Annotated in this window: 14 protein-coding genes; 6 read left to right on the top strand and 8 right to left on the bottom strand. The window is 70.6% G+C overall.

Annotated features, from left to right (window positions below):
- Positions 1 to 31: 31 nt before the first annotated feature.
- On the bottom strand, positions 32 to 4633 hold the full coding sequence (locus ACFV6H_RS33435; protein ID WP_385549946.1) for an AAA family ATPase: 4602 nt from the start codon (positions 4631 to 4633) through the stop codon (positions 32 to 34).
- Positions 4634 to 4733: 100 nt separating this feature from the next.
- Between ACFV6H_RS33435 and ACFV6H_RS33430 the strand changes: the two genes are divergently transcribed.
- On the top strand, positions 4734 to 5771 hold the full coding sequence (locus ACFV6H_RS33430) for a translation initiation factor 2 (protein WP_385549943.1): 1038 nt from the start codon (positions 4734 to 4736) through the stop codon (positions 5769 to 5771).
- A gap of 45 nt (positions 5772 to 5816) precedes the next feature.
- Here the strand turns inward: ACFV6H_RS33430 and ACFV6H_RS33425 are convergent, their stop codons facing one another.
- On the bottom strand, positions 5817 to 8234 hold the full coding sequence (locus ACFV6H_RS33425; protein WP_385549940.1) for a hypothetical protein: 2418 nt from the start codon (positions 8232 to 8234) through the stop codon (positions 5817 to 5819).
- 355 nt (positions 8235 to 8589) lie between these two features.
- On the opposite strand from ACFV6H_RS33425, the gene ACFV6H_RS33420 reads away from it, so the two are divergent.
- A complete protein-coding gene (locus ACFV6H_RS33420; RefSeq protein ID WP_385549937.1) occupies positions 8590 to 8871 on the top strand; it encodes a hypothetical protein in 282 nt (93 codons plus the stop codon).
- A gap of 147 nt (positions 8872 to 9018) precedes the next feature.
- Here the strand turns inward: ACFV6H_RS33420 and ACFV6H_RS33415 are convergent, their stop codons facing one another.
- The 5 genes from ACFV6H_RS33415 to ACFV6H_RS33395 all read right to left on the bottom strand — a co-directional run bounded on the left by ACFV6H_RS33415 (position 9019) and on the right by ACFV6H_RS33395 (position 17167).
- Positions 9019 to 10395: a nitrate/nitrite transporter gene (locus ACFV6H_RS33415; RefSeq protein ID WP_385549934.1), complete on the bottom strand. Its 1377-nt coding sequence runs from the start codon at positions 10393 to 10395 to the stop codon at positions 9019 to 9021.
- Positions 10396 to 10678: 283 nt separating this feature from the next.
- Positions 10679 to 11062: a nitrite reductase small subunit NirD gene (gene nirD / locus ACFV6H_RS33410; RefSeq protein WP_385549931.1), complete on the bottom strand. Its 384-nt coding sequence runs from the start codon at positions 11060 to 11062 to the stop codon at positions 10679 to 10681.
- Entirely contained in the window at positions 11059 to 13623 is a 2565-nt protein-coding gene (nirB, locus tag ACFV6H_RS33405) for a nitrite reductase large subunit NirB (RefSeq protein ID WP_385550127.1), read from the bottom strand. The genes nirD and nirB overlap by 4 nt, the downstream gene beginning before the upstream one ends.
- Positions 13624 to 13739: 116 nt before the next feature.
- A complete protein-coding gene (locus ACFV6H_RS33400; RefSeq protein ID WP_385549928.1) occupies positions 13740 to 14957 on the bottom strand; it encodes an NAD(P)/FAD-dependent oxidoreductase in 1218 nt (405 codons plus the stop codon).
- Complete coding sequence (locus ACFV6H_RS33395) at positions 14954 to 17167, bottom strand: molybdopterin oxidoreductase family protein (protein WP_385549925.1); 2214 nt, start codon at positions 17165 to 17167, stop codon at positions 14954 to 14956. Before ACFV6H_RS33395 ends, ACFV6H_RS33400 begins: the two co-directional genes overlap by 4 nt.
- Before the next feature lie 212 nt (positions 17168 to 17379).
- Between ACFV6H_RS33395 and ACFV6H_RS33390 the strand changes: the two genes are divergently transcribed.
- Positions 17380 to 18534: a uroporphyrinogen-III synthase gene (locus ACFV6H_RS33390; protein ID WP_385549922.1), complete on the top strand. Its 1155-nt coding sequence runs from the start codon at positions 17380 to 17382 to the stop codon at positions 18532 to 18534.
- A complete protein-coding gene (locus tag ACFV6H_RS33385; protein ID WP_385549919.1) occupies positions 18531 to 19259 on the top strand; it encodes a sirohydrochlorin chelatase in 729 nt (242 codons plus the stop codon). Before ACFV6H_RS33390 ends, ACFV6H_RS33385 begins: the two co-directional genes overlap by 4 nt.
- A gap of 449 nt (positions 19260 to 19708) precedes the next feature.
- Here ACFV6H_RS33385 and ACFV6H_RS33380 read toward each other — a convergent pair whose 3' ends face one another.
- On the bottom strand, positions 19709 to 20491 hold the full coding sequence (locus ACFV6H_RS33380) for a hypothetical protein (RefSeq protein WP_385549917.1): 783 nt from the start codon (positions 20489 to 20491) through the stop codon (positions 19709 to 19711).
- 105 nt (positions 20492 to 20596) lie between these two features.
- Between ACFV6H_RS33380 and ACFV6H_RS33375 the strand changes: the two genes are divergently transcribed.
- Both ACFV6H_RS33375 and ACFV6H_RS33370 read left to right on the top strand, forming a co-directional pair.
- Positions 20597 to 21748 carry an RHS repeat-associated core domain-containing protein gene (locus ACFV6H_RS33375; RefSeq protein ID WP_385549914.1) on the top strand — a complete coding sequence of 384 codons (1152 nt, stop codon included), beginning with the start codon at positions 20597 to 20599 and terminating at the stop codon, positions 21746 to 21748.
- Positions 21745 to 22113 (top strand): hypothetical protein, encoded by a 369-nt coding sequence (locus tag ACFV6H_RS33370; protein WP_385549913.1) that lies wholly within the window; start codon positions 21745 to 21747, stop codon positions 22111 to 22113. The genes ACFV6H_RS33375 and ACFV6H_RS33370 overlap by 4 nt, the downstream gene beginning before the upstream one ends.
- The last annotated feature ends 172 nt before the right edge of the window (positions 22114 to 22285 follow it).

The following is a 22285-nucleotide window of genomic DNA, read 5'->3' as shown; positions in this document are numbered from 1 at the left end:
CTCACTTCTTCGGGTCATGCCTGTCGGGCCATCAACCACGGCGCTCTTCGAGCCGCAGCAGATCCATCCGTTCGAGGCCCACCGCGGCCACGAGCAGACCCGACTCGTCGGGCGCGGCCAGCACTCCGTACACCTCGTAGCCCCGGTCGGTGACGGCCCGGTCCTGCGCCGGCCTGTCCACGGCCCGCTCGCCGAGGGCCCGGTCGTGAACGGCCCGCTCGCCGACCGCCCGCTCGTGGACCACCCACTCGTGGACGACCCGCGAACGGCAGGCCGCAAGGACGACGAGCTGCCCCGACGCCGTCGCGCGGAACGCCAGCGAATGAACATCCGTCACGGTCTCGGAGAGCGGGCGCAGCTTCCGCCGGCCGTCCTCGCCGACAGGCTCGTCCAGCGACCCGGTGAAGACTCCGGTGGAGGTCGCGACGGCGATACGGCGACCACCGTGGGCGTCGTGCGCTCCGGCCACGGCGCGCGCCGGGCCACCGCCGGGCAGCCGCAGCCGCAGCGGCGTACCGGGCTCGGCGTCCTCCCACGCCCACACCGAGTTCCCGGCGGTGGCCAGCAGAAACGGCGCGGCGCCTGCCGTCTCGGCGACCGCGAGATGCTCGACCGTCCCGGTCGTCACATGGCATGCCGCGAGCGGTTGTCCGGTGCCGACGTCCCAGCGGCGTACGTAACGGTCGTCTGCGGCGAGGACGCGGACCGCGCCTCCGCCGGTGGTCAGGGCCACCGCGCCCACGGTGCTGTCGCGCTGCGGGTCCAGGCGCAAGGTCACCTCCCGCCCGTCCGGCAGTCTCCTGACGCGTACGCACGGTCCGTACTCACGGTGCCTGCCGCCCACGGCGAGCCAGCCGGTCCCGTCGGGCGCGGTACGCAGATCCACCGAGGAGATGTGCGCCAGTCCGGTCTCGTCCAGGAGATGACGTCCCGTCAGATCCCAGAGCCGGGCGGTGTCTCCGGCGGCGAGCACCACCACTCCCTGCCCCGGCGCCGTGGCAGTCATGGCGCCGACGTGCTCGCTGCCGGGACTCGGCAGCCCGCGCCGCGCTCCGGCGGTCCCGGTGCGTACCGCCGCGGACGTCTGCTCCCACACCCTGATCCGCGGCCCGTCCGCCACGACCACCGTGCCCGTGTCGTCGGGCAGAAACGCGAGCGACGTGGGCCGGGAGCGGTGCCCGGTCAGGGCGGGCAGTTCGACGTCGTCACGTACCCGCCACAGACGTACGGTCCCGCCGTCGACGGCCGACACCAGCAGGTCACCGCCGCGCCGCCCGAGCGCGACGGACGAACCCGACGGGCTGCGCAGCCCGGCCGCGAGGATCCGCTCGGCGCGCGGGCGCGGGCCGCCCGCGATACGCCACACCCGTAACTGCGGCGAAGTGGATCCGACGATCGCGATATGCGGATCCCAGCCCGGGGCCGTGACCGCGAGGGCCTCGGCGCGCCCGCCGTCGCCGCCGAAGGAGAGCATCCGCTCGCCGGTGCCCGCGTCCCAGACGACCGCTCCGCCGTCGCCCGCCGCGACGACATACAGCCCGCCGTCCGGTCCACCGTCCAGCGCCTCGTCCAGCTCGGCGACCGCCACGCCGTACACCTGGCCGTGGTGCGGCCACTCCCAGAAACCGCGATGGCGCGGGCGGCCGTCGAGGCACTCCCATACGGCGACGGTCCTGCCGCTCGTCGCCGCCACGATCTCGGTATGGCCACGGCCGCCCACCGCGACATCTCCGACGGCCGCGCCCCAGCCGAACTCGCGTGGGCTGTGGTCGCTGTCGTCGGGCCAGATCAGGACGCGCTCGGCGTCGGCGGCCACGGCGGCGACGGACAGTTTCCGGGGAGCCGCGGCGAGGGCGTGCAGCCGGTTGGGGCCGAGGCGGCTCTCGGCCGGGACATAGCGGCGCAGGATCTCGGGCTTGCCGCCCGGCAGCGGCCAGCGCCACAACTGCTCACCGGCGGCGAGCAGTTCTCCGGCGCTGGTAACGGCACCGGAGCCTTCGCGGGTGCTGTTACGGGTGTCGCCACCGGTGCCGTCACGGGTGCTGTTACGGGTGCCAGCACCGGTGCCGTCACGGGTGTCGCCACCGGTGCCGTCGCCGGCGTCGCCCGCAGGGCCGGTCGCGGAGACGCCCGCGGGGCCGGCCGCCGGCCCGACCGCGACCGCCCGTACATCGCCGTAGGGAACGCGCAGCGTACGCGTCGGCGCCGAGCGTTCCGCCGTGGTCCACCGGTCCTGCCACGGCAGCGAGCCGGCCGCCCGCGCCCAGGCGCGCAGCTCCGGCCGCTGGCACAGCGCCGTGGCCTGAAGAAGCGCGGCCCGCTCGGCCGGGCTCTTGCCGGTCAGCTCCTCCGCGACTCCGCGGTACAGCGTCGCCTCGGCGACGGCTCCGTCCCGGGGCCCGTCCAGCAGGACGATCAGCCGCTCGGGATCGGCGTTGACGAGGAACTCGCCGTCCACGACCAGCTCGTCCAGCCTCTCGGCCGCCGCGGCGTGGGCGGTGGCGTAGCGCGCGATATACGGATTGGTGCCGCCGCGGCCCCGGTGACGGGTGCGATGGATGCGCAGGAGTACGTCCGTCATCGCGCCGTGCAGTTCGCCGGCCGCGCCGGCGCTCTCCACCAGATGCTCGGCCATGGCCTCGTGCCCGAGCCGGTACACCGGCTGCCCGCCCTCGCCGTGTTCCACGATGTGCGCGCCCGCCACCCGCAGCACCGCACGCAGATCGTCGGGCGTGTAGCGGATGCCCTGGCCGATGTCTTGGCGAATGTCCTGGCGAATGTCCTGGCGAATGTCCTGGCCGATGTCCTGGCCGCGCAGATCCGCCAGCTCCTGGGCGGCGGCCTGCCAGATACCGCTGTCCAGCGGCAGGCCCGCGCCGTACGACAGCGCCAGCGGCAGCAGCAGCCCGCGCGCCCAGCCCGAGCCGGCCCGGACTCCCGGCACCAGAGCCGCCTCGGCGACGCGGTCCAGCTCGGTCACCTCCCGGTCCAGGGCCTCCTCCAGCCCGGACATCAGAAGCCGCCGGAACGCCTCGTCGCCCGGTGGCAGGGCCCGCTCCAGCCGGGCGAGAGCCGCGCAGTGGAGCTGCGCCACCAGGAAGACGCCCTGGCTCTGCTCCACCAGCACGCGCGTGGCGGCCTCGCGCAGCTCGGGGCTGTGGGCGTACGGGCAGCCGGGCGCGCCGAGCCGTTCCCGTACGTACTCGGCGATGTCGCGGTCCTTGTCCGGGTCCTTGTCGAGGTCGACATGGGCCGCGCCGTCGAGCATCAGCAGGCTGCCGCTGATCGTGGGCCGGGTGCCGACGAGAATCCGTACGGACGGTTCCTGGGCCAGCGGGCGCAGGACATCGGCGATCACGGCGTCGACATGGGCGGGCCCCGCCTCGTCCAGCCCGTCGACCAGGAACGCGGCCTCTCCTCGCCGCCGGCACGCCTCGATGACGGCCCGGACCGCCTCGGGCGCGTCCGTCCAGCCGGTGCCCGGCTCCTTGACGTCCAGTCCGGCGGCCAGTTCGCGGGCGCACTCCAGGGCGCTGCGGCCACGGCACTGGATGCCCGCTACCAGCGCTCCCTCCAGCAGACCGCGCTGATCGGGCGTCAGCTCCTCGTACTGCGGAGTGGACCGGACCGTCATCAGCGCGGTCTGCGCCAGAAGCGCCGACTTGCCACTGCCCGGCGCGCCGGTGACGACCATGACACCGCTGCGTCCCGGGGAGGAGAGCCAGTGGGTGATACGCGTCAGGGAGTGCCGCCGGCCGACGAAGGCGGCGTCCTCCTCCTCCAGCCGCAGACCGGTGAACCTGCTCTTGAGCAGGTGCTGGATCTGTTCGTCCAGCAGCGCGTCCCGGCGCTCGGGCGCGGTGGCCGAGGCGGGACGGGCGAAGGGATCGAAGTGACGGTTGACGAAGAAGCCCTCCAGCCGTCCGCCGCCCTTGAACCACGGTTCGACGCTGGTCTCGCGGAGCGCCTGATGGACGGCGTTCGACAGCATCTCGGCGCTCACCGCCTTCGCGTGTCTGTTCCACACGTACTGACCGCGATAGGTGAAATCCGGTGATCCGCAGACCGACTTCAGGGCGGTCAGCCACTGGCCGACCTGTGCGAGGGCGTCACCGCCGACCGTACCGAGGCAGCCGATACCGCGGCCGGGCCCGGCCGGGCCGTCGGGGCCGAGCGGAATGCCGCCGTATCTCTCCTCCTTGTCCTCGCACAGCGACTGCGCCTCCCGGGCGAAGTCCGTGGCATGGCAGGTGTCGACAATCAGTACGACATCGCCGGTCAGGCCCGTGAGGAACAGCCCGATCTCCTGCGCGGAGAACAGCCCTCGCCGGCCGCCGTGGCGGTAGTCACGGCAGGGCAGCACCACCGTGTTCGCGCCGATCTTCACTCCGTGCCCGACCCAGTAGATGAGCTTGCGCTGGGCGGTGGACATCTCGATCCGGCCCAGACCGTCGTCGATCTCCTGCTTGGTGCCCGAGATCACGGGCGCGTCGGCCGTGAAGCCGAGTCCGCGTGCCAGTCCGCGGAAGTCCTCGGCGGCCCGGCGGGCGGGCGCCAGCCGCGCGCCGGCCTCGTGGTCGTACTCGTCCACGCACACCGCGAATGCCTCGCCGTGCTCCCCCGCGGTCCCCACACGCGCCTCCCCTGGCCCTGCTCATGGATGTTGCCGCCATGTCCGGGCGTGTGCAACTGTCCTGTGGAACCAGCGTGTTGAACGGGGAGAAGGACAAATCTTGTCGTACCGCGATCACTTCCGGATCGGGCCGTTGCGTACGGTCTGCCATGTCTACGAGGGCGACGGGACGCGGCCCATCGCCGAGGAGAATCTGAGGATCTACTTCGACGCCGACGAGCCCGTCTTCGTGCCCGAGGATGTACGGCGCTGGCGCCAGGAGATCGAGGACGACCAGCGGACGCGCGCGGTCCAGGGCGCCGACCGGCGCTGGAACCATCCGCGGTTCGCCGTCGAGACGGTGGCGGTGACCCGTACGAACGACCGCGAGGACCCGATCGTCGAGATCCGGTTCTCGCCCACGGACTACTTCACCTTCCTCGCCGCGCAGCAGCTGGACCGCAGACTGGAGGAGGGCGAGGGCGCCGGGCACACGCTCCGCGAGCACTATCTCGCGGGCAAGGACCCGATCACCGTGAACGGCTTCCTCTCCAGCAGCTTCGGCGCGAATGTGGCCGTGGTGACCGGCAAGGACAACCGGATGCTGTTCTCCCGGCGCAGCGCCACGGTCGGCGGGAACACCGGACGCTGGAACTCCTCGGCGAACGAAGGCCTTTCGGGGACGCACGATCTGAAGGACGGTGTCCCCGACCTCTTCGGCGCCGCCCACCGGGCGCTGCGCGAGGAACTCGCCGTCCACGCGGACGACGAGTGCACGATGGAGCTGCTCTCCTTCGCCATGGACACCGACCGCCATCAGTGGGCGGCCTGCTTCCTGGCCGTACTGCCCGGTCTGAGCGAGGAGGAACTGCGCGAGCGCTGGAGCCGCGGTGTGGACGACAAGTGGGAGCACAGCGAGTTCCGCTTCGTACCCGCCGAGCCGGACGCGGTACTGGACTTCCTGCTCGACCCGGCGAACAGGGACGAGTGGACGGCCTGCGGCCCGGCCCTCTTCTTCCACGCCATCGTCCGCACGATGACTCAGCGCCTCGGCGACCCAGGCGAAGGCCGCCTCAGCGTGGAACGAGCCATCGCCCCAGCGGTACGGAGGGCCGAGAAGCGCGCGGCCGAAGAGCACGGAGCCAAGGAGCGCGCCTGAGGCGGGCGCGCTCCTTGAGCACTTCTGAGCGCTTCTCAGTGGGCGCTATCGCACGTCGACGTAGTCACCCGTGACCGAGGCGGGCGCGGTGGTCATGGTGCCGGGGAAGTAGTAGCGCCAGTAGCCGTCGGCCGTGGCCTTGACGGTGGTCTTGAGCGCACCGGTGGACGACGACGTGACCGTCTTGACCGTGGTGTAGGTGCTGCTGTCCTTCTTACGGAACTGGAGCTTCACCGACTGGCCGCCGAAGCCGGCGTAGGCGCCCGCGTCGGACTGCCAGTCCGCGTGGGTCAGGGCGCCGGTGACCGTCAGAGTCGCGTTCTTCTTCACCGGCTCGGGCGTGGCGTTGACCGTCAGACGGGAGTGGCGCAGCACCGGCACGGTGCGCGCGGCGGTCCGGTCGGTGTAGCTCGTACCGTCCTTGGACCAGGCCCAGGCGGCGGCCGTCCACGTGCCCGCGAGGGCGTTACGGCCGAGGTTCGTGCGCGGCTCGATGTACGCGAACGTCGACTCGCAGACCGAGGTGGTGGCGGACTGCGCGGTGCAGGTCGCGGGATAGGAGCCGAAGAGAGTGCCGTCGGGCTCGCCGTACGGGCCGTGGTACAGGTAGAGATCGCCCTCGGCTATGCCGGCCGGGTCGGTGGCGGTGAAGGTCGCCGTGAAGGTCTGGAGCGTTTCGTTGGTGAGTACGACGGGCTTGCCGCCGTTGACCACCAGATTCGAGATCTTCGTCGTACCGACCTGCTCGTCGCCCTTGGCCGTGGCTCCGGCGAAGGCCCGTATCACGGTGCGCCGGACGCTGCCGCCCTCGTCGTTCACCGCCGTGGCGCGCAGCGAGACGAACCGCGCGGCGGCGGGGACGGTGAGCGGCGCGGAGCCCTGGGCGCCCGCGCCCGTGGTGGTGAGCGGGAGACTCAGCCAGGTGGCGCCGTCGTCCGTCGAGTATTCGAGGGCGGTGACCGTCTCCGCCGCCTCGGAGCCGCGCGTGGCGGCCGTGACGCCCACGGTCACCGGGGCCGCGCCCACCGCGTTGCGGGCGTCGAGACCGGAGACGGTGAAGGCGGTGTCGATCAGCGGCAGCGTCCGGGACGAGCTCGTACCGGAAGAGATGAACGCCCATTCGCCGCGGACCAGTGTGGACAGCCGGGAGTGGCCGGCCCTGCGGGTGACGGTGTGCTCCAGCTCGTAGGAGCCGGTGCCGCTCGGGACGGTCGCGGAGAGCTCGTCGTACGGCGTCAGGCCGTCGGCCGACGCGAGGATCCGTCCGCCGGAGGTGAGCCGGAAGGACGCCTTCGCGCGGTCGTCGAGACCGCTGTGGCCCACCGCGTCGCTCGCGGTCCTCGGCTCGTACAGGCTGATCGTCGTGGCGCGGCGGGTGGAGCCGCCCGTCCCGGGACCGGGACCGAAGGGCGCCACGCCCACGGAAGAGCCGCTGGTGGTGCCGGCTGCCAGCGCCCGGTCGGGCAGGGAGAGACGCTGGGAGCCGTAACTGAGCAGACGGGAGTAGCTGATTCCCGGGGTGACGTACTCGGTGGTCGTCGTCGCGGTCTTCACCCAGCCGCCGATATAGACACCGGTCCACTCGCCCAGGCCGGGCACCGTCTCCAGGACGGCCGGTATCCGGACGCCCTGGGCGCGGATCGGGGTGGTGGTCTTCGCGAGGCTCGCCGTACGCACGGTGGCGACGGGAGAGGACGGAGCGCCGCCCTGGAACGAGTGGGTCAGGTCGTAACGGACAGGGCTGGGAGCGGACGCCGACGAGCCTTTCTTGGTCAGGATCTCGTGGACGCGCAGTGAGGCCCCGGCGACCGAGAAGGGCGTCGCGTAGACCTTGTCACGGCCTCTGCCCGCGAATCCCGCCAGACCGCCGCCGGGCACCGAGATCCACACCGCCGACGCCTCGCGGGCGACGGTGGTGTCATCGGTCCTGATGGCCGTCTCCTTGGCCAGACGCTCGTCGAAGGTCACCGTCAGACCCGAATTGGTCACGGTGAAAGTGCGGGCGAGCAGATAGCTGGGCCGGGCCCAGTCGCTGTGCAGAGCGACGGCGAAGTAGCTCCCGGGCGACAGCTTGGCGCTGGCGTTCGGGCCGAAATCCTCGTTCTGCACCTCGATGGGAGCCCAGGTCTTGCTGTTCCAGAGGCTGACCAACTTGGTGGTGACATTGGCGTTGGTGATCGTGAACTTCACCGGGTACATGGCGTTCGGCGCGGCGAGCGTCATGGGCGAGAACGCCCGTGCCGCCGGGCCCACGGCAACCTCCGTCGCAGCCACGGGCCGCCGCTGGTCCACGGGACGGACGCTGAGGCCGCCGTCCATGGAGGTGATGGCGTACCGTCCCGCGCTCCGACCCTCCCGTGGGACGACACCGACGTTCTTGCCGTCAACCAGCTCCAGCCGCTCCCCCGTGGCGAGTTCCGCGGTGCCCGCCGTGTCCACAGTGTGCTCGACGGCACCGACCACAGGCCGCTCCGCCGCCACACTCGCCCCGGACACAAAGAGCAACGACCCAGCCAGCACCATCCCTGCCAGCGCCATGCTCCCAAAGCCCCGGACCACCGGTCTCCCGTATCCACCCCACACAGGCCGCATCCGCACCACTCCCCCTCCACCGGCCCCAACCCCTACGCCGCAAACCCTACGACGCCCCACTGACAACGGACATCACGGACCGATTCCCACGCAGAACCACTCCAGCTCCCGTGCGCCGAACGGACCGCAATCGTTACCGCCGCCTCGGGTCCCGGCTCCATCTACAACAAGGTCCGGAAGTACCTGTCGCGCAACTAGGAAGTTCAAGAAAGGACCGAAGACCGACATGGCCGAACCACCGAAGGTCTACTTGCTCTGGCATGTCCACCACCGAGCTGTGGAAGGCGCGGAGGTCAGGCACTTCGTGGAGCCCGATGACTTCTGGGCCGATGAAGAGGCCGGAGACGACGTGAAACTGCTCGGTACCTACTCAAGCCGGGAGGCCGCCCGGGACCGTATCGAACGAGCCCGGAAACTGTCCGGCTTCCATGAGGAGCCGAACTGCTTCTACGTAGACGAATCAGTGGTGGACAAGGATGAATGGACTGAAGGCTATGTAACGGACTGATCCGCTGCTCGGTGACGGCCTGCCGGGACTTCCTGGCGGGCCGTCGCCCGGCACCGTCGTGGGCGGGCGGAGGCGGGCAGAGTTCGAGCTGAACCACTTCCGATATCCGCCGAAGCGGGCGGGGTTCACCCTGCGCTGCACCCCGCGCTACACATCGGACAGCCGCGCTGCGGACGGGCGGAGGTAGACGGACCAGGTCAGTAGCGCGCACAGGGCGTATGCCACCAGGAAGCAGAGGTACGCGGCGTTCCCGTTGTGCGTGGTCAGGAACGACTGGCGGAACGCCACGTTCACCAGTACGCCGCCGAACGCGCCCACCGCGCCCGCGATGCCGATCAGCGCGGACGCGCGCCTGCGGGAGTCGCGCTCGGCTGTCTCCGGAACCGTGCCGGAGGCCATCGCGGTGCGCGCCTTGGCGCGGAAGATGGCCGGGATCATCTTGTAGGTGGAGCCGTTGCCGACACCGCTGAAGACGAACAGCGCCACGAATCCGGCGATGAACAGGCCCAGCGAGTCCTGCTGCGAGGCGATCAGCACCACGGCCGCGCCGGCGGCCATCGCCGCAAAGTTCCACAGCGTCACCTTCGCTCCGCCGAGGCGATCCGCGAGCAGCCCGCCGACCGGCCGGATCAGCGAGCCGAGCAGAGGACCGAGGAAGGTGAGATACGCGGCCTTCACCGGGGTGTCGAACTGCGCCTGGAACTGCACCTGGAGCACCTGACCGAAGGCGAAACTGAAACCTATGAAGGAACCGAAGGTGCCGATGTAGAGCAGCGACATCACCCAGGTGTGCGGATCGCGGGAGACCTCGCGCATGGCCCGCTTGTCGTTGCGCATCGCGGTGAGATTGTCCATCTTCCACGCCGCGCCGAGGGCGGCGAGGACGATCAGCGGGATGTACACCAGCGGCAGCAGCCTCGGCTGCGCGGCCCCCGCGGTCGCCAGGATCAGCAGGCCCGCCAGCTGGACCACGGGCACACCCAGATTGCCGCCGCCCGCGTTGATGCCCAGTGCCCAGCCCTTGAGCCGCTGCGGATAGAACGCGTTGATGTTCGCCATCGAGGACGCGAAGTTGCCGCCGCCGACTCCCGCGACGCAGGCCACGGCGAGGAGCGTGCCGTAGGAGACGCCGGGTTCGAGCACGATCCCGGCGAGGACGGTCGGGACCAGGAGCAGCAGCGCGCTGAAGACCGTCCAGTTACGTCCGCCGAACTTCGCCACGGCGAAGGTGTACGGCAGCCGGAGCACCGAACCGAGCGCGGTGGGCAGGGCGGTGAGCAGGAACTTGCCGGCGGGATCGATGTGGTACTCCGGTCCGAGGAAGAGGACGAGCACGGACCACAGGCTCCATACGGAGAAGCCGATGTGCTCGGAGAGGACCGAGAACACCAGGTTCCGCCGGGCGATCCGCGCTCCGGCCTTCTCCCAGAAGCCGACGTCCTCCGGACGCCAGTCGTCGATGGCCCGGACCCGCGCCACAGCCGGGGTCGCGGTGTTCTCGGAGTTGCTGACCGTTGTACTCATGGGCACCTGCCGGAGCGGAGAGGGAGTCTGCTGACGCGACCTGACTCGGTCTGACTGGATCTGACGCGATCCGATGCGATCTGACACGTCTGGCGCTTCGCCACGCAGCAAGGTAGGAAGGCGAGATTTCGGCTGACGGCGCGTGGTGGCTCGGTGATGGAACGTCCTGCGCACGGCGCCTGGCGGGAGGCGTGAGGACCGGCACCCGATCAGCCCCGCGTGCCTCGGGTGCGCGCGTGGCTCCCGCGCGCCTACGTACCTACTTGCCTACCTGCCTACCTGCCTACGGTCGGACTCTCGCGGGCCACACCCTCAGCACCGCCGGCGATCCGTCCGGCGCCGTCTCCTCGTCCAGGCACACGCCCGTACGCAGGTCAAAGGCCTGTTTGTACATGGGTGAGAGCACCACCGGGACCGCTCCCCGGCTGCCCAGCAGTCCCCGCGACAGCACGTACGCGCCGCTGAACGGGTCGCGGTTGTCGACCGCGTACACCTCGCCCGTACGGTCGCGGTACAGCGCGACCTGCGCGCCGCCCACCAGCAGCGCGACTCCGCGTCCCGGCGTCAGCTCCGCGTATCCGCACACCGGAACCCACTCCGCGCCGTCGTGGATCTCCACCCGCACCGCACTCGCCATCCCGCTCACCGCACTCGCCGTCCCGCTCATCGGACGCGTACCTCCAGGTCGGGACCGGCGATCAGGGCCGGCGCTGAAGCCAACGCTGGAGCCGACGCCGACGCCGGGGCCGGTCCCGGGCGGATCTGGTCCCGCTCCGCGACGAAACGGATCGTCGGGTCGGGTACGCCCGGCGCGTTGGTGAACGAGACGAAGCGGCGCAGCCGCTCCGGGTCGGCCAGGGTGGCCGCCCATTCGTCCTCGTAGGTCTCGATATGGCGGGCCATCAGTTCGTCCAGGTCGGCGCAGATGCCGAGGGAGTCGTCCAGGACGACGGCCCGCAGATGGTCCATGCCGCCCTCAAGCCGTTCCAGCCAGGAGGCCGTACGCTCCAGCCGGTCCGCGGTGCGGATGTAGAACATCAGGAACCGGTCGATGGTGCGGATCAGCGTCTCCCGGTCCAGATCGGCCGCCAGCAGATCCGCATGACGCGGCGTCATCCCGCCGTTGCCGCCCACATAGAGGTTCCATCCGGCCGAGGTCGCGATCACTCCGAAGTCCTTGCCCTGCGCCTCCGCGCACTCCCGTGCGCAGCCGGAGACCGCGGACTTCAGTTTGTGCGGGGAGCGCAGCCCTCGGTAGCGCAGCTCCAGTTCGATCGCCAGGCCCACCGAGTCCTGCACGCCGTAGCGGCACCAGGCCTCGCCGACGCACGACTTCACGGTGCGCAGCGCCTTGCCGTAGGCGTGCCCGGACTCGAAGCCGGCGTCGACCAGCCGGCGCCAGATCGGAGGGAGCTGGTCCACGGTCGCGCCGAAGAGGTCGATCCGCTGGCCGCCGGTGATCTTCGTGTAGAGGCCGAAGTCGCGGGCGATCTCGCCGATGACGATCAGGCCCTGGGGAGTGATCTCGCCACCGGGGATCCGCGGCACCACCGAGTAGGAGCCGTTGCGCTGGATGTTGGCCAGGAAGTGGTCGTTGGTGTCCTGGAGGGCGGCCTGCTCGCCGTCCAGGATGTGGCCGTTGCCGAGGCCGGCCAGAATGGAGGCGACCACGGGCTTGCAGATGTCGCAGCCCTCGCCGCCCGGCAGGCTGCCGTGCTCGTCGATCAGCCGGGCGAAGGAGCCGATGCCCTTGACCCGGACGATCTCGTACAGCTCGGCGCGGGTCAGCGTGAAGTGCTCGCACAGGCCCTTGGCGACCTCGACGCCGCTCGCGGACAGTTCCTCAGCCACGATGGCGCCGAGCAGCTTGACGCAACTTCCGCAGCCGGTACCGGCCTTGGTGCACTTCTTGACCTCGGGAACGCTCGCGCAGCCCTGCTCGCGCACGGCGGCCCGGATCTCGCCCTTGCTGACGTGGTGGCAGGAGCAGACGACCGCCTCGTCCGGCAGCGCGATCGGGCCGGAGGCCGCGCCGATCGAGGCGGGCAGGACCAGCTGTTCCGGCGGGGCGGGCAGCGGGGAGCCGCTCAGCGCCAGCGGGCGCAGCAGTGCGTACGAGTCGGCGTCGCCGACCAGGACGCCGCCGAGCAGCGCGCCGTCCGCGCCGATGACGAGCTTCTTGTAGACGCCCGCGCGGCTGTTGGCGTAGAGCACCTCCAGCGCACCCTCGGTGGTGCCGTGCGCGTCGCCGAAGCTGGCCACGTCCACGCCGAGCAGTTTGAGCTTGGTGGAGGTGTCCGCTCCGGTGAAGGAGCCCGTGCCGCCGGTGAGTTCGCGGGCGGCGGCCTCGGCCATCGCGTAACCGGGCGCGACCAGCCCGTAGACCCGGCCGTCGGCGGCCAGCGCGCATTCGCCGATGGCCCGGACCGCGGGATCGGCGGTGCGGCACCGCGCGTCCACGACGATGCCGCCGCGCTCGCCGACCGGCAGGCCGCAGTCGCGGGCGAGCTGGTCGCGCGGGCGCACTCCGGCGGAGAAGACCACCAGGTCGACGGCGAGTTCGGTGCCGTCGGACAGGGCCATGCCGCGTACCCGGCCGTCCTCGTCCATGGTGACCGCCCGCGTGCCGGCGCCGGTGTGCACCAGCACGCCCAGGTCCTCGATCTTGCGGCGCAGCGCCTCGCCGCCGCCCTCGTCCACCTGGATCGCCATCAGCCGTGGGGCGAACTCCACGACATGCGTCTCCAGTCCCATGGCCCGCAGCGCGCCGGCCGCCTCCAGCCCGAGCAGCCCGCCGCCGACCACCGCGCCGACCCGGGCCCCGGCGGCGCCGGCCCGGATCGCCTCCAGGTCCTCGATGGTGCGGTAGACGTGACAGCCCTCGGCGTCGTGCCCGGGGACCGGCGGTACGAACGGGTACGAGCCGGTGGCCAGCACCAGGGTGTCGTAGCGGAGCCGGTGCCCGGACGCGGTGGTGACGATCCGCGCGTCGCGGTCGATCGCGACGGCCGGATCGCCGAGGCGCAGGTCGATGCCGTGCTCGTCGAGGAAGCCGGGCGGGCACAGCGACAGTTCCTCGGCCGAAGTACCGGAGAACCAGGAGGTCAGGTGCACTCGGTCGTAAGCGGGCCGAGATTCCTCGGCGAGTACGGTGATCCGCCGGGCCGGAGCTCCTGTCCCGGCGTCCGGCTGCTCGAACAGCGCCTCCAGGAAGCGCTGGCCGACCATGCCGTGGCCGACCAGGACGAGGTGTTCGCGGTCCGTGTCACCGAGGTGGTCCGTGTCGCCGATGCGGTCCTCGCCGTTCGTACCACCGATGTGGTCCGTGCCGTCCGTGCGCTCCATCAGCGGGCTCCTCGGGTGGTGAGCAGATGCAGGGGGTCCTCGGGCAGCGGCTCGTCCCGCTCGTACGCCCGGGTCAGGGCGCCGACCGTGGCCAGATCGCCCAGCAGGATGCCGCCGACGAGCCGGTCGCCGCGCAGCACGAGCTTCTTGTACGAGCCGCGGGTGGCGTCGACCAGCCGCAGCACATGGTGGTCGGCGTCGGCCAGGTACGTTTCGTCGTCCACCTCGCCGAAGGCGGCGTACTCCAGCGGCCCCGCCGAGAGCCGGGCCAGCGGACGGGAACCGGTGTACTCCCTGTCCGGCTCGGCTCCGGACAGCCTCGAGGCCAGGACGTCGGCCTGCTCCCAGGCCGGGCCGGACAGACCGTGTACGGTGCCGCGGTGCTCGGTGCAGTCGCCGATGGCGAACACGCCGGGATGGGAGGCGCCCAGCCGGTCGTCCACCACCACGCCGGTGCGCACCAGGAGTCCGGCCGCGTGGGCGAGCCCGGTGCGCGGGCGCACTCCGCAGGCCAGCACCACCAGATCGGTGGCCAGCAGATAGCCGTTGGCCAACTCCACTCCGTCGACCCGATCGCCACCGCGCAGCGCCCGGGCCCGGTTGTACGGGTAGGCCTCGACGCCCAGTCCGGCCAGCATGCTCCGTAGCGCCGCGCCTGCCTGTGCGTCGAGTTGGCGCTCGATCAGGTGCGGGCCCTGGTGCACGATCTCCACCGGAAGCCCGAGCGCGGCCAGCGCGCGGGCGGCGCTGACGCCGAGCACTCCGCCGCCGATCACCACGGCGCGCGCGGCTCCGGCCGCGGCCTCGGCCAGGGCGCGGCAGTCGGCGAGGGTGCGCAGTGCGTGTACTCCGGCGAGCAGATTGCCGTCGGGGGCGCGCAGGCTGCGGATCGGTGGCAGTACGGGATTGGCGCCGGTGGCCAGCACCAGTTCGTCGTACGCGGCCCGCTCGCCGCCCGAAAGCCGCAGCGTGCGGGCGGTCAGGTCCAGTGCGACGACCTCGGCGCCGGTACGCAGCAGGGCGGCGCCGGTCGGCAGGGCGATGGCCTCGGGATCATAACGACCGGTGAGTACGTCGGCGAGCAGCACCCGGTTGTAGGGCGCGCGCGGCTCCACGCCGTAGAGCGTCACCTCGGCCTTACCGCCGAGGTCCTGGTACTGCTGGGCGAACCGGGCGGCGGCCATGCCCGCGCCGACCACCGCGATGCGCGCGCTCACACCGTGCTCCCCGTACGCTCGCTGCCCGCCTGCTCGCTCTCCGCCCGCTCGCTGCCTGCCCGCTCGACCCGCACCGCGCAGACCTTGAACTCCGGCATCCGGGAGATCGGGTCCAGGGCCGGATTCGTCAGTGAGTTGGCCCGCCCGGCGCCGCCCCAGTGGAAGGGCATGAACACGGTGTCGGGCCGGATGCTCTCGGTCACCCGGGCCGGCGCGACCGCCCGCCCGCGTCGGCTGGTCACCGCGAGCAGCTCGCCCTCGGCCACTCCGAGCCGGTGTGCGAGCTGCGGGTGGAGTTCCACGAACGGGCCCGGCGCGGCCCGGTTGAGCTCGGGCACACGGCGGGTCTGCGCGCCGCTCTGGTACTGGGAGACCACCCGGCCGGTGGTCAGGAACAGTGGGTAGTCGGCATCCGGCTGCTCCGCCGCCGGACGGTGCGATACGGCGGCGAACCGGGCCCGGCCGTCCGGTGTGGCGAAGCGGTCCAGGAACAGCCGTGGCGTGCCGGGGTGCGGTGTGCCGTTGCCGTTGCTATCGCCGTTTTTGCGGTCGCCGTCCCCGTTACTGCCGCTGTCGGCCGGGCAAGGCCAGAACACCCCGTCCTCGGCCCGGATCCGCTCGTAACTGATGCCCGAGTAGTCCGCCTGGCCGCCCGCCGAGGCCCGCCGCAGCTCCTCGAAGACCTGCTCCGGGTCCTCGGAGAAGCCCTGTTCCACTCCCAGCCGCCGGGCGAGTCCGCTCAGCACGGCCAGGTCGCTGCGCACACCCGGTGGCGCGGAGACCGCCCACTGACGCAGGATCACCCGTCCCTCCAGATTGGTGGTGGTACCGGTCTCCTCGGCCCACTGCGCCGACGGCAGCACGACATCGGCCAGCTCGGCCGTCTCGGACAGCACCAGATCGCTCACCGCGAGGAAGTCGAGGCTCCGCAGCCGCTCGGCGATATGCCCGGCCCGCGGCGCGGAGACCACCGGGTTGGATCCCATCAGCAGCAGCGCCCGTACGCCGCCCTCCTGCCCGAGGCAGTCCAGCAGCTCGTAGGCCGAGCGCCCGGAGCGCGGCAGCTGCTCCGGATCCACTCCCCACACCGCGGCGACATGCGCCCGCGCCGCCGGGTCCTCGATCGAGCGGTATCCGGGGAGCTGGTCGGCCTTCTGCCCGTGCTCCCGGCCGCCCTGCCCGTTGCCCTGGCCGGTCAAGCAGCCGTACCCGGAGTAACGGCGGCCGGCCTTGCCGGTGGCCAGGCACAGATTGATCCAGGCGCCGACCGTGTCGGTGCCCTTGCTCTGCTGCTCAGGGCCGCGGGCGGTGAGCACCATGCCGGTCTCCGCGTCCGCGAACATGCCTGTGGCCTCCCGCAGTTGGGCCACCGGCACGCCGGTCAGCCGCTCCACCCGCTCCGGCCAGTGCGCCATCGCACAGGCGCGGGCCGCCTCGAAGCCGGTGGTGCGCTCCTCGATGAAGTCCTTGTCGAGCCTCCCGTCCGCGACCACCAGATGCAGCAGGCCGAGCGCGAGCGCCAGATCGGTGCCAGGCATCGGCTGGAGGTGCAGGTCGGCCAGCTCGGCGGTACTGGTCCGGCGCGGGTCCACCACGATCAACTGCCCGCCGTTCTCGCGCAGTTCCCGGAAGTAGCGCAGGGCCGGCGGCATGGTCTCGGCGGGATTGGCGCCGACCAGGATCACACAGCCGGTGCGCGAGATGTCCGCCATCGGGAACGGCAGCCCTCGGTCGATCCCGAACGCCTTCCGGTGCGCGGCAGCCGCCGAGGACATGCAGAAACGACCGTTGTAGTCGATGTTCGCGGTACGCAGCGCCACCCGGGCGAACTTGCCCAGCAGATACGCCTTCTCGTTGGTCAGCCCGCCTCCGCCGAAGACTCCCACCGCGTCCCGGCCGTACCGCTCGGCGGCATCCGACAGGCCGGCGGCGACCCGGTCCAGCGCCTCGTCCCACGACGCCTCGCGCAACTCGCCGCCGCGCCGGTCGCGTACCACGCGCCGGTCGCGTACCAGCGGTACGGTCAGCCGGGCGGCCCGGTCGAGCAGCGCGGCGGCGCTACGGCCCTTGCCGCACAGCGCGCCGAGGTTGACCGGAAAGCCCGGCCGCTCCACGACCTCCACCGGCACCGGCGCTCCGGAAGGCGTGGTGCGCAGCCGCATGCCGCACTGCAACGAGCAGTACGGGCAGTGGGTGTCGGTCGTCGTCATGGCACGTCGGTCGTCGTCATGGCACCGAGCGTCATCCGGCCCGGTTACACGGCCGGGTCGCCCGCATTGCGGCCGAGGTACGCGTCCCTCACGGAGCCCCCGGGACAAGGTGGGGGTAACGACATCTTCCGTAACAGCGCATCGTGCTTCGCTAACGCCCGCGTGATGACCGCGCAATGCAACCGAAACCACACGGGCCGAGCCTGCACAGCATGGGAACTGCCAGCACGTCCACCGGCGGCCCTCCGGCCACCGAGCCGGTCGGCCCGCTGGTCGGCTACACGATCGGAGTGACCGCCGCGCGTCGCCGCGACGAGCTCACCGCCCTGCTGCGCCGACGCGGTGCACGCGTGGTCGAAGCGCCCACCATGCGGATCGTCCCGCTGGAGGACGACGCTGCGCTGCGCCATGCCACCGAGCTCTGTCTGACCGCGCCGCTGGATTACGTGGTCGCCACCACCGGAGTCGGCTGGCGCGGCTGGATGAGCGCCGCCGAAGGCTGGGGACAGGGCGGCCGGCTCGCCCAGACCTGCCGGGACGCGGTGGTGCTCAGCCGCGGCCCGAAGGCGACCGGCGCGGTCCGTGCCACCGGACTGGACGAGACCTTCTCACCGCGCTCCGAGGCGAACGACGAGCTGCTGACCTGGCTGCTCGCCAGGAATCTGCGCGGGCGCCGGATCGCGGTGCAGGAACACGGTGCCCCGCTGGACGGCTTCACCGCCGCGCTGCGTGAACGCGGCGCCGAAGTGATCGAGGTCCCGGTCTACCGCTGGGCGCCGCCCGAGGACCCGGAGCCGGTACGCCGACTGGTCCTGCAGACGATACGCCGGGAGGTACACGCCATCGCCTTCACCAGCGCGCCGGCGATCACCGCCTTCCTGGTGGCGGCGGACACACTGGGACTGCGCCCGGAGGTCCTGACCGCGCTGCGCGAGGACGTGCTGCCGGTGTGCGTCGGCCCGGTGTGCGCCCGACCGCTGGAGAACGTCGGCGTACCCGTGGTCTGTCCCGAACGCGGGCGGCTCGGAGCGCTGGTGCGCACCATCACCGAAACGGTCCCGGTGCGCAACCGCCGCGAACTGGCAGCCGGCGGGCGCACCTTGGTGCTGCAAGGCAGCGCGCTCGTCGTCGGCGAGGAGAGTTACTGGCTGCCGCCGGTCTCCGCGGCGGTGCTACGGGCTCTGGCCGAACACCCGGGCTGGGTGGTCAGCCGTGCGAACCTGCTGCGCCGGGTCTGGGCGGGCACGACCACGGACGAGCACGCGGTCGAGGCCGCGGTAGCGCGACTGCGCGGCGCGCTGGGACCGCACGCGGGACTGGTACGGACGGTGCCGAAGCGCGGATACCGGCTGGAGGTCGGCGGGTGACGGGCCCGACTCTCGTCGCCGTCGCCCACGGCACCCGCGACCCGGCCGGCGTCGCCACCGTCGAAGCCCTGCTGGACCTGGTCCGTTCGCTGCGGCCCGGATTGCGGGTCGAGGTCGGCTATCTGGACCTCGTACGGCCCTCGCTGGACGAGACCCTCGCGGCGCTGCGAGGCGAGGCCGTACTCGTCCCACTGCTTCTGGGCGCGGGCTACCACGTCCACACCGACATCCCAACGGCACTGGCCACGGCCCCACACCTGCGGGCGTCCGTCGCCCACGCCCTGGGCCCGGACCCACTGCTCGCCACCGCGCTGTCGGCACGCCTCGCCGAGGCAGGCTGGGCCGGCAGCCCGGTCGTCCTCGCCGCCGCGGGCTCCACGAATCCCGCGGCCAACGCCGACACCGCCCGCATGGCCACAATGCTCCAGGCCCACCTGAACGCGCCCGTCCTCCCCTCCTACCTCTGCGCAGGCTCCCCCACCCCAGCCGAGGCCATCACCCACCTACGCACCAAGGGCCACACCTCCGTAGCCATCGCCGGCTACCTCCTGGCCCCCGGCTCCTTCTCCCGCCGAGCCTCCCACTCAGGCGCAACCCTCACTTCCGCACCACTGGGAACGCACGCGGCAGTGGCAAACCTGATCCTCCACCGCTACGACGAAACACCCAAACAAGCCACCCTGAGCCTCGGATCACCAACGCCACCACAGAGCCCGCACCTCTGACCTACGCATTACGAGGGCTAACAAGATCATGACGGGAGGTGATCAGCGATCGCGCTCAATCCAGTCTTACCTGCTCAGTAACTCATTGACCCTCGACGCCGTGACGCCCCGTCCAACGGGCACCGATCAGTCCGCTCACGCAATCGCGGCCACTTCCGGCAGATTGCACCACTCGACGGGCTCAAATCATGCGAAGTGCCTGTTCCGTAGCTTCGCTCAGGCGAATGACAAGCACACCGGGTGTGGTCCTCGCAGCTGTGCGGGGACCACACCCGGCTGCCCCAACTCCTCCAGGCCCACACCCGATCGCCCCAGGCGCCACCGCGGTCTACAGAGCTCGTTCGACCCGAATGCTCGACCTCGCGTCCCTCGACCGACGACGGAGGCTTGGATTTCCAGACTCTCCGCAGCTCAGGAAAGGCAAATCCTTCGACTGACGACAGTATGGCTCACCGTACGCCGCTGCTCACATGGAGGGCACCACTCTCAATGTCGTCGACGTGGACGATGACGTCCGGAATATCCTTGAAGTGCATGAGGGCCTTGACGGATACCTTGTAGCTCCGTCCCGCCCTCGCCACAGGGAAAGGGAACTGCCCTGCCCTGATGAGTCGATGTGCGGCAGATTCAGCAATCCCCATCACGTCTGCGGCTTTTCGGAGCCCGATGAACGAGGGGTAGAGGTCTGAGGCATAGTAGTAGAGGTTCGGGTTGGAAATCCGGGATCGGGCCAGCCGTGAGGCCTTCACCGCCTGGCTGACTGACCCCGAACGACGACCAGCGCGAAGTTCGTCGTGAAAGCCCCGCACGGCGTCGAAGCAACCCAGCCCCTGAAGCAGCGCCCCGAGCCGCTCGCCCCTGATCTGTTCTGCGACATCTGCGTCACGGATACTGTTGATATCGATGATCGACGACGCCCTCAGTGCGGAGCCCTGGGTGGGTATTTCCGGCTGGATGAATATTTCGATGTCGTCCATCGAATACTCCGACGAGGTAGCATTCCCATGCCGGAAGGCCACCTCGAAGGCCGCCTTCACCATTCGATCCCTGACGTGGCGCGGCGGAACCCCCATGGCAGTGTCTGCCCATACCTCCAATGCGGTTGCCACCATGGCCGACCGAATTTCTTCACGTTCGACTCGGAAATCACGGGAGATTCTCGAGGACAGTGAACGGAAACATGGAACGATGCAGTCGAGGATGACCATCCGCCACGTGTCGTCGCCATCCATGTCACACAGCCTCCCCATGGCAATCATGGACTCCCACAGACGGGAACTCGGAGCTGACCGGACTCCCGCCGAGATCGCCTCGGCACGGAACTTCGGATAAGTGGGATGCCGCTTGATCTCGCACTCCTTGACATCTCCCACATGCACGCAAACCGGCGATTTCCCGAAAATCTTCCGAACATTCCATTCGATGTGATCGAAAACATCTGGCATGATTCGCGCTCCAATCTTCACCGCCCATCCGCGACCGAGTATGACGATCCAGAAAGATCCAAAGACCCTTCCCTAACCGAGTCACCCAATCGTGTGAAGAATGTTTACATTGCACGTCGTGGGCCCAGCCGGGTGGGACAGGGCGAGGATTCAGGCGAAGGCGCGGACGATTCCCTTTACCCAGGGCCAGGTGCGGGGGCCTTCGACGCCCGCGCCAACCGCAAAACCCTCGCCAGCGCCACAGGCATCCCCGGTACGGACTGCCCCGCATCGGGAAGCTCCACTGCCAACTACACCTACGACAGCGCCGACCGTCAGGTCGACAGCAGCTACGCCTACGACGCCTTCAGCCGCACCAGCACCAAGCCGGGCGGCGTCACCCTGGAGTACTACAACAACGACATGATCCGCCGCCAGGAGACCGTCGGCACCAAGCGGCAAACCTGGCAGCTGGACGGGATCCAGCACATCCGCTGCTGGACCAGCGAGACCAAGAGCGGCGGCGACACTCTCTCCGGACTCACGTTGGTGGGCGCACGGGCCTACGACTCCACCACCAGCCGGTTCCTTCAACTGGACCCGGTGGTCGGCGGCGGCGCGAACGCCTATGGCTACCCGCCGGACCCGATCACCATGTTCAACTTGGACGGCAAGGGCTGGTTCTCCTGGGGCCGCGCCTACCGGGTCACTGTGTGTGGGCGCCATTTTGCGGGTCCTCGGCACCGCCTACTTCGCCGCTGCCAAGATCCGCAGAATCTGGCAGGTGATCAGGCGTTGGGGCTGCATTCGGGCCACCGTGACCCGTGTAATGAGTGCACGCACCCGATACCTGCACGGCCAACGCCTGGCAACGATGATGATCACCGCAAGCTCAGCGATCTTGGGTATCGACGCCGTCTACGACAAGTGCATCAAGGCCAAGCTGTAGACGCGGGGCGCCGTCGGCACCGACTCCGACGGCGCCCCTGTCGCATCTGCCACCAGAGTCTCCTCCGGCCGGGAACACCTTCCGGCCGGAGGAGGCCGATAGAAGGATCTTTATGAATTCACCGAGCCCCCTCCTGATCGTCCTGGCGCTGTTGTGGACCGTAGCCGCCGGTACGGCGCTGATCGCATCGATCGCGCTCTCCGTCCGAGGCAAACGGCGGGAGGCAGAATTCGCCGCTTGGAATCCGTTCGGCACGGGCTTCTTGATCGCCGCGTCAGCCGCGATAGCCAGCTACGTGGTCGCCGCGGTCGCCGCGGACCACTTCTCGCCCAGCGGCGCCGCCTTCAGCGTTCTGTGGCCTACCATGGCCGCCACGGCCCTCTCGTACGTGGTGGGAAGGCGCACACCCTCCTGGTCGTGGTGGGCCGGCGCGGTCTTCGCCGCTGTGGGCGCCGGACTGTACGGTTCCCTGCCGATGTGACCCGCCCGTGCCGACGGCGCGGGCGCGTACGGGGCCCCCTCGCTCACCGCGCGCAGCTCTGCCCCGCCACCCGAAGTGACGCTGTTGGTTAATTCGGGGTCTGGCTACTTCGCCCCGCCGGATGCGGCGGGGCGAAGTGCTGCGAAGTGGCTTATGCGGGTGCGGGCTCGGG

Origin of the sequence: Streptomyces sp. NPDC059743, assembly GCF_042732975.1 — a bacterium.
Lineage (GTDB): Bacteria > Actinomycetota > Actinomycetes > Streptomycetales > Streptomycetaceae > Streptomyces.
Note: the sequence above shows the minus strand (reverse complement) of the source record. Positions and strands in the feature narration are given on the sequence as shown.

What these genes read in the sequence shown, in the direction of transcription:
- nirB (WP_385550127.1), bottom strand. Translation starts at nt 13,623, where the DNA reads ATGGTCGGCCAGCGCTTCCTGGAGGCGCTGTTCGAGCAGCCGGACGCC.
- ACFV6H_RS33380 (WP_385549917.1), bottom strand. Translation starts at nt 20,491, where the DNA reads ATGGATGGCGACGACACGTGGCGGATGGTCATCCTCGACTGCATCGTT.
- ACFV6H_RS33375 (WP_385549914.1), top strand. Translation starts at nt 20,597, where the DNA reads ATGCCGCTTGATCTCGCACTCCTTGACATCTCCCACATGCACGCAAAC.
- ACFV6H_RS33415 (WP_385549934.1), bottom strand. Translation starts at nt 10,395, where the DNA reads ATGAGTACAACGGTCAGCAACTCCGAGAACACCGCGACCCCGGCTGTG.
- ACFV6H_RS33420 (WP_385549937.1), top strand. Translation starts at nt 8,590, where the DNA reads ATGGCCGAACCACCGAAGGTCTACTTGCTCTGGCATGTCCACCACCGA.
- ACFV6H_RS33390 (WP_385549922.1), top strand. Translation starts at nt 17,380, where the DNA reads ATGGGAACTGCCAGCACGTCCACCGGCGGCCCTCCGGCCACCGAGCCG.
- ACFV6H_RS33370 (WP_385549913.1), top strand. Translation starts at nt 21,745, where the DNA reads ATGAATTCACCGAGCCCCCTCCTGATCGTCCTGGCGCTGTTGTGGACC.
- nirD (WP_385549931.1), bottom strand. Translation starts at nt 11,062, where the DNA reads ATGAGCGGGACGGCGAGTGCGGTGAGCGGGATGGCGAGTGCGGTGCGG.
- ACFV6H_RS33395 (WP_385549925.1), bottom strand. Translation starts at nt 17,167, where the DNA reads ATGACGACGACCGACACCCACTGCCCGTACTGCTCGTTGCAGTGCGGC.